Below are 7508 nucleotides of genomic sequence, written 5' to 3' on the forward strand. Positions count from 1 at the left end.
TGCCCGCTACGCTATCAACCAACGTGTTATCGAAACTCCAAAATCGGAGCGCACTATCCAAGATCCCAGCCGAGCTTACGCCTGGCAGAAGGCAAAGCGCCAAAATAGAGGCCGCGTTTTTCACTCTCATGTCTTACTCCAAATCCTAATAGCTGTTTTTCACACTTTTTCTTATTATTTATTTAGGTTTTCACTCTAAATAGTTGTTTTTGTTTGATTTATTAATATGTGCGGACGCAGGTTAAGGGAGAGTGACGCTGTGGCCAATAGCCTGAGGCGGGAATTTTTGGCAAAAAATTGATCGATTGCGTATTTGCAATGATTTTCGATGGCGTCGGAGCTGTTAGAGCGACTATGTTTCATGGGCTCGCAGATCTCGCTACGACGACTCGCGAGTACGCAAATCGCCTACACTTGCAGTTCCCCGTCATCGGCCGATACGAGTTGCTGTAGTTGAAGAAATTTTTATTTGCCCTGCTATCTATTTGCGTTGCCGCCACTGTGAGTGCCCAGAACTCCGACCTGCTAACCGATCTTCATGAACTTCGATGGGAGTACCGCATTCTGGTTGTGAATGAGCCAGAAGCTCCCCAGGAACTGATTGTGCGTTTGCAAGATAATGCAGAGGCCTTAAATGAGCGGCGCCTCGCGTGGTTTATGATTTCGGGCAATGAGCTGCGCTCTAACTATGTCGGACCAGTAGCGAATGAGCTGCGCAACAATATACTGCTGCGTTTAGACCCTGCAGTTAACGATGTAATCCTGATGGGTCTGGACGGAGGTGTTAAGGCTCGGGGTGATGAGATTGACCTCGAGGCTTTGTATGGGACTATTGATGCAATGCCTATGCGTCGTTCCGAGCTTCGAAAGTAAGCTTTCAGCCAGAAGGTAGGCACTCAAGAACCCGCATGATGTCCTCATCAGTATTGTAAAAATGCGGCGATAAACGAACGCCTTCTTTGCGAACGTCGAACTGTATCCCTGCGGCACGGAGACTCTCGGTAAATTGTTCTTGTGCGGATTGCAGATTAAGTACGACACTGCCACCTCGCTGATGAGGCGTTTCTGGTGACATCAGCCATTGAGGGTCTATGTTGTTGCAGACCATTTCCAACAGTCGATGATTGTGTGTTTCGATTTTCTCGAGGCCGATAGCCAGCAGAGATTCGATGGCATGCGACGCGACTAAAGCAGGGGCAACGCTCGGTGTGCCACCCCAAAATCGCAGCGCGTCCCCAGCATACTCAAAGTGATGGATATCGAATTCGAAGGGATTGCTGTGAGAGAACCAGCCAACCTCTGTGGGTTCACAGTGTTCAAGTCGTCGCGGGTTCACCCACATAAATCCGGCGCCTGGTCCGCCACACAGCCACTTGAGGCATGAGCCCACAATGAAGTCCGCGTTCCATTTATGGGCATCGATAGGTCGAATACCGATAGACTGGGCTACATCCACTACGCTGATCGCACCGCGCGCTTGCGCCAGTGCAGCGAGCGCCTGCACGTCGTGACACTCGCTGGTATTGGAATGCACGTGAGTAAACACGACGCAATGCACGCGATCGTCGAGGTATTGGGCCCAAACATCGGGGTCCAATGTGTTCTCTGTTTTAGGGATCACAATGAGTTCAAAGCCCCGGCGCTCTGCAACCGACAACACAAAGCCAAGGGATGGAAATGCCCGCTCAGCGATCAGCAGGCGATTGCGGCCGGGTTTCGCAGAAATGGCGTTCAGCACATGACTCAGGCCCGATGTCACGCTGGGCTGCGGGCAGAGCATTGCAGGGTCGTGATGAATGACCTGTGCCAGAGCATTGCGAAAGCGATCGAAGGACTGCATCCAGTGATTCCAGACCTGATCATTATCGGCAACCCAAGGACCAAACAAACCCTCTGACAGTGCGGCGGCCGCATTCAGTGGGGGGAGCCCTGCGGAATGATTGAGCAGGTAACCGCTTCCGTCGGGCCACCCCCGCGCAAGCCCCTCGGTGGCCGTCATCAGTCTGATATCCCGATCGCTGAGCGGATGGCAGCAATATCTTTGTATCGGCTCCGGATATTATCCCTTGGTGCCGCCATGCGGAGGTCTCTGAGCTTCTGAAGCGCCGCCATTAGTACTTCCAGGGGCGGTCCGCTGGCAGTGATATGCGTCAGATGCTTTTCATCAAGGACTGAGGACGGCTTTTGAATAAAGCGCTCTACCAGCTGGTTGTGATGTTGCGATGCGGTACGGCCATGGGCTTCGCAAACCGTGAGGAAAACCCGCACGTTTTCTTCAAAGTGCTCTCCGCAGCTCTGGGGTGATTTCAGACCCTCGAGGATCTGGTCCATGAGGCTTTCCCGTCGCATGCAGTCTCGCAGACGCGCTTGATCCTCCGGCATCATGTACAGAAATTTATCAACCAGTAGCTGCGAGTAGGACGGGTCTTCTGCTTGGCACAACCCCAGCAATAGATCGATTTCGTTGATGCCGGCAAAGTCCCCGGCATTAGCGCCGCGATACTCTCCCTTACCTACACGGTAAGGTTTGTAATAGGGGCGCACCGAATAAAAGAAGCGTGTCGGGTCAAGCTGCTCAAACAGCTGCTCGTTGTATCGCGCCACGTCTTCGAGGGCTTGGCGGGCAGCGACCAGCAAGTCACCGGTAACCGGGTGGCTTACGCCCAGCGGTACTGTCCTGGCTAGCGCATCGGCGGCGCGCTTGTAGGCGAAAATCCCTCGGGTGTTGAAGTCGAGAAAGAGAAACTCGTCGTTGAGCCGGGTAAAGCTGCGATAAACGCCATCCCGTGCAAGATTGTGAGTCGATAGATGGCTGGTGGCGAAGCGAGGTGCCACACCTAATGAGGCGCCGATGTGGAGCGCAAGACCCGAGGCCTCGATAAGTGGTGAGCTTTGCTCCCGCGACGGTTCGGTAATTTCATGGCGACGGCAGGCGCCCATGTACAAACCAACGTTGCCTAGTAATGAAAACGCGGCTTCAAAGCCTTCGTCAGTATTGCCCTCGTTATGCAGTCCCGTGATGTGCGCACGACCCTCATCATGCAGGAGCTTCCGCAGCTTATCTCCTTCCGGGCTGATGGCCGCCGGATCATCCTGCGCAAAGTAGATTTCTTCCAGCTCGCTGTTTATTTCGATGAAGCTTGATCGAATCCAGTCATCATATTGCTGTGCATTGACGCTCATGCCTCAGCTTCCTATTCGGCGTTGAGGTTGTATTTCATGATGCTGCCATGGGCGCCATTTTTATCTCTCTCCAGATCAAAAACATCGTCCGCAGGAATGCTCATCTGAGCTTTGACGTTATTTATAGCGTCCCGATCATGATCGTCCATTTGCAAAGCGAAAACCTCTTTGTAGCGATCTACGTGGGCTGCATTTCGAGAGCCGATGATGACTGCGGCGACCTGAGCCTGAGCTAGTACCCAGTTAGATGCCACGCTGGCGATCGTTACGCCGTGTTTCTCGGCTATACGATTTAAAACCTTTAGCAATGATTGGAATAGGTCCCAGCCGCCGACCTCATCAATCATGAGTTTGTACTTGATCAGCGAACGATTGCTGAAGGCTTTCGGTTCCGGCTGATCCAGCCAGCGTTCGCTTAAAAAGCCTCCTGCAAGGGTTCCGTAGCAGAGTAAATGCATGTTGTGCTCGGCGCACAGTGATAGCAGCGCTTTCTCAGGCCTTGGGTCGAGCAAGGAGTACTGAACCTGAGTCGTTGCCAACTCGACACCGGCGTTGAGTATGTCGCGAGTCCTGTCTGTGTTGAAGTTCGTCGTAGATAAAAGTTCAATCTTGCCAGCCTGTTGTAACTCTTTGAGCCACATGGCCGCTTCTACTGTGCCCGGGGCGGAATAGTTCCACCAGTGGAACTGCACCATGTCCAGCCTTTCAAGATTGAGTCGCAGTAGAGATCGGTCGATGATTGCCTCGACATCTGCCTTGGTCAGCGAACCAAGTTGATCATAATCAGGAACATACTTGGTATGAACGCGGACTGCGAAGGGACTGCTGCGCTTCTTGTTGGCCGCGATAAACTCTCCGATCATAGCTTCGACGCCTGTATAGATATCGGCGCAGTCGAAGGTGTATATACCGCGCTCTAGGAACGCAAACATGTCGGCGACGGGATCTGACGAAATCTCCTGACTGTGTCCGTCAGAAAGTTGCCAACCGCCCTTAATAACCCGGGATATCTGGTAGTTGCTTCTCAGGGAGTAGCGTTCAATCATTCCTTCCATGGATTGTTCTCGGGTAACGGTTCTATGGTGGTGTCAGAGCGCGTGAATACCTGCTTGCCAATACGACTGATGCGAAAACGCGCGCCGCAGTGGGGATCGGGGCAGGCTATAACGTGGTCCGTTGCCATCCAGTCGTACTCATTCAGCGGACGCTGCTTAGTGGGTAGCAGCGGGAGCAGGGCGGACAGCGCATAGAGAGAAAACGGCTTGTCCGTTTCAAAAAACAAGTTTTCCCCACGGACTTCAAAAGCGCTTCCCAGTTCGTGTGTGCAAACAAAGGGTTTGTCACCTTCGATAGTTTCGACCCTCAGGTCGTAAAGGGTGAATTGGGGCTCATGCATAGGGTCTTACAGCCTCATTGGAGTAACTTACTTGGTGATAGGAAAACGCCTACCATCAGCCAGGGTGAGCGCTTCGTCAGTTAAGGTCGCAGATAGAGCAGCATCACGCAGATTTTTTACCTGAGAGCCATCGCTCTCTGCCCAACGGATCACATCCATGGTCAAAACGCCACCGTCACTTCTGTAGGTGCCATAGCCTGTTACGACACTCTCGCTGTCTCCTAGAACCAAAATAAAGTAGTTGTCCGCCAGGGCGAGATTGCCGGTGGCGAAATTGTAGATTTTTGTTTTCTCTGCATTTCCCAGACGTTTGAAGGTCTGGATTGTGCTGGTGCCTCCACCAAACTGCAGGCTGAGTTCATCACCCCGTCGAGTCACTTCTAGATCGTGCTCCATTTTCCCGGCGGAAGAGATCGGACTTTTTGAATCTGGGTCTATGCTGAGTGTCTGGTCGGAGCGAAGGCGAAGCCCTGCGCCGCCGGCCCAATAGGGCCCTGCATGAGCCATGGATCCCTGAGCTTCGAATGGGTCGCCGTTAAAGATACTTTGTTGCAGGAACATCCCGTTGCGGATAAGGAAAATGCCGGTTAGCGGCAGCGACTGACCATCTTTGGTGATCAGGTCGGTGTACTCCCAAAGCCCTTCTGCGGCCTGTACAGAGCTCTCATTCGTTTGTGCGAATGCAGAAACGGAGCTGAGCGCAAATACCAGGAGCGGTATAAGTTTTTGGAAGAGGTGCGCCATTTCAATAGCCCCGATGTGTGGTCCCAAAAGAGCTTGCAAGCTTAGCACGAGGCTTGAAAGGCTACGGACGGTTTCGGTCGTTATGTAAAAAGTACGGCGCGGCTTTCCCTGGCAGCGGCTGTTCATCAACGCAGCAAACGAATACTATCCCGATCAAAGGCCGGGAACGCAGAGCCTTGCACACCGTGTGCAAATTTCAGGTTATAGACACTAGCTACAGGCAAATGGGGATTTAGATGACGATTACCGCCGACGTAACGAGAAATTCAGATGACCATGGGTTTCTGCCCAGGGGGATCGCAGTCGCAGTCCTGGCTGCCCTAACAGGCGCGGGTTCTGCACTGGCGCAGGACGCTCCGGCGCTGGAGGAAGTGGTCGTTACCGCGCAGCAGCGTGAAGAGAGCTTGCAGGATGTTCCAATTTCGGTATCAGCGTTTAGCGATACGGATATTCAGAAAAATATGTTCCGTGATGTCACCGACTTTGTTGCCCGAACACCCAACGCCAGCTTTATTACCAGCGGAGCGCGGAGTCGCCGCGAAATCAGTATGCGCGGGGTTACAAACTTTGTGGGCGCTAACAACGCGCGGCGTACATCTTCTTTTGGCTTTTACGTAGATGGATTCAACTTATCCAGTAGCAGTATCAACCCGCCCATCATGGATATTGAGCGTATCGAAGTCCTGAGAGGGCCCCAGTCAACCTACTTTGGCGCCAACGCGCTCGGTGGCGGCATCAGCGTGACAACCAATGCACCCAACACCGAAGAAGTCGAAGGTTACATCATGGCCGACTACGGGCGCTTCGATAGCATGGACATCGAAGGCGTCGTCAACGTGCCCATCATCAAAGATAAGCTGGCCGCGCGGGTGAACTACAAAAACTTCAGCACTGACGGCAACATCGAGAACATCAATCCCCAGGGCGGCGGGAACGATGCCGACTACGAGTATGTTCGGGCGACAGTGCTTTGGACGCCGACAGAGAATCTCTCGATCAGCTTGAATTACAGCGATGCCAGCGAAGACGTGGGTATGCGTGAAGGCATTCCGTCAGGCGTATTGTCGAGCTTTGGTAACGTCCTCTACGGTGATACAGCTGACCCCGATGGCGTCGGCTTCTTCCCCCAAAACGAGAGCAAAGTGAACTTCAATGCACCGCAAACCGTGGGAACTGAGTTTGAATACGCTATTGCGCGTATCGACTACGATTTTGCCGATATGCGGTTTACCAGCATCAGCGGTTATATGGAATCTGACTTCTTCTTGCGAGGGGACATTGACGGCGGTAGTCAGGATTTTTTCCAGGAGTTCCGAACGATTCCGCGAGAGTCAATTACCCAGGAATTCCGCCTGCAAAGCATGGATGAGTCCAGGCTTCAGTGGAACGTAGGCCTTTATTACTCCGATGACGAAGGCTCCATTGACAACAAAACCTTTGTAGGCGCCGCAGAGATATTTGGCATTCCAGAAGGCTTCTTGATAGACAGTGAAGAGACTTTCGGTAGCTCCGAAGTCTACGCGGTATTTGGACAAGTCAACTATGCCGTGAGCGACCGTCTTACCTTGACCGTCGGTGGCCGCTACAGTGAAGAGACTATTTTTGCTGATATCTCCGGTTTTGGCGGTGGCGCTGTACAAGAGCAAACTTCCGAAGAGACCTTCACCGACTTCTCGCCCATGGCTTCGTTGCGCTATGACCTTGGTGATGATGCTTCGGTATACGCCACGGTCGCTAAAGGCTTCAAATCCGGTGGCGCTCAGGTAACCAATGATCCCGCGGTAAACAGCTATGACCCTGAAGAGCTTTGGAACTACGAGATCGGTTACAAGGCGGAGTACTTGGATCGAACCTTGCGGGTAAACGCCGCAGCGTTTTACATGGATTGGACTGATCAGCAAACATCCCAGCAGTTCTCCGGTATCGATGAAAACGGTGACTTCTTTATCTTTGGAGCGGTAGGTAATGCGGATTCGGCCGAGTCCTATGGCGTAGAACTGTCTGTAACATCGGCACCGATCGCAGGTTTGGTCATGAACCTGAACGTGGGTTGGTTACAAGCCGAGTATGAGGACTTCACAACGGTTATCGATGGCGCGCCACGTGTGCTGGATGGATTGACCGTCCCCAATTCGCCCGAGTGGACCGTGTCCGCAGACGCGGAGTACAGCTTTGCATTGACTGG

7 protein-coding genes are annotated in these 7508 nt (G+C 52.9%); 2 read left to right on the forward strand and 5 right to left on the reverse strand.

What is annotated here, in order from left to right; translation table 11 throughout:
• Positions 1-453: 453 nt before the first annotated feature.
• On the forward strand, positions 454-873 hold the full coding sequence (locus tag AB8B76_RS05575) for a DUF4174 domain-containing protein (protein WP_405271024.1): 420 nt from the start codon (positions 454-456) through the stop codon (positions 871-873).
• 4 nt (positions 874-877) lie between these two features.
• Here the strand turns inward: AB8B76_RS05575 and AB8B76_RS05580 are convergent, their stop codons facing one another.
• From AB8B76_RS05580 to AB8B76_RS05600, 5 genes are read right to left on the reverse strand one after another with little or no spacing between them, the layout of a single operon-like run.
• Positions 878-1999, reverse strand: coding sequence for an aminotransferase class V-fold PLP-dependent enzyme (locus tag AB8B76_RS05580; RefSeq protein ID WP_405271025.1), 1122 nt, complete (start codon positions 1997-1999; stop codon positions 878-880).
• Positions 1999-3183 (reverse strand): monodechloroaminopyrrolnitrin synthase PrnB family protein, encoded by a 1185-nt coding sequence (locus tag AB8B76_RS05585; protein WP_405271026.1) that lies wholly within the window; start codon positions 3181-3183, stop codon positions 1999-2001. The genes AB8B76_RS05580 and AB8B76_RS05585 overlap by 1 nt, the downstream gene beginning before the upstream one ends.
• Positions 3184-3194: 11 nt before the next feature.
• Positions 3195-4238: an aldo/keto reductase gene (locus AB8B76_RS05590; protein WP_405271027.1), complete on the reverse strand. Its 1044-nt coding sequence runs from the start codon at positions 4236-4238 to the stop codon at positions 3195-3197.
• Positions 4226-4579: a TIGR04076 family protein gene (locus AB8B76_RS05595; protein WP_405271028.1), complete on the reverse strand. Its 354-nt coding sequence runs from the start codon at positions 4577-4579 to the stop codon at positions 4226-4228. The genes AB8B76_RS05590 and AB8B76_RS05595 overlap by 13 nt, the downstream gene beginning before the upstream one ends.
• A gap of 27 nt (positions 4580-4606) precedes the next feature.
• Positions 4607-5323, reverse strand: coding sequence for a hypothetical protein (locus AB8B76_RS05600; RefSeq protein WP_405271029.1), 717 nt, complete (start codon positions 5321-5323; stop codon positions 4607-4609).
• A 236-nt stretch (positions 5324-5559) separates the two neighbouring features.
• On the opposite strand from AB8B76_RS05600, the gene AB8B76_RS05605 reads away from it, so the two are divergent.
• A partial coding sequence (locus AB8B76_RS05605; protein ID WP_405271030.1) for a TonB-dependent receptor occupies positions 5560-7508 on the forward strand: 1949 nt, incomplete at its 3' end.

It is taken from the genome of Congregibacter sp. (assembly GCF_045107095.1).
Classification (GTDB): Bacteria; Pseudomonadota; Gammaproteobacteria; order Pseudomonadales; family Halieaceae; genus Congregibacter.

What these genes read in the sequence shown, in the direction of transcription:
- AB8B76_RS05585 (WP_405271026.1), bottom strand. Translation starts at nt 3,183, where the DNA reads ATGAGCGTCAATGCACAGCAATATGATGACTGGATTCGATCAAGCTTC.
- AB8B76_RS05600 (WP_405271029.1), bottom strand. Translation starts at nt 5,323, where the DNA reads ATGGCGCACCTCTTCCAAAAACTTATACCGCTCCTGGTATTTGCGCTC.
- AB8B76_RS05595 (WP_405271028.1), bottom strand. Translation starts at nt 4,579, where the DNA reads ATGCATGAGCCCCAATTCACCCTTTACGACCTGAGGGTCGAAACTATC.
- AB8B76_RS05590 (WP_405271027.1), bottom strand. Translation starts at nt 4,238, where the DNA reads ATGGAAGGAATGATTGAACGCTACTCCCTGAGAAGCAACTACCAGATA.
- AB8B76_RS05580 (WP_405271025.1), bottom strand. Translation starts at nt 1,999, where the DNA reads ATGACGGCCACCGAGGGGCTTGCGCGGGGGTGGCCCGACGGAAGCGGT.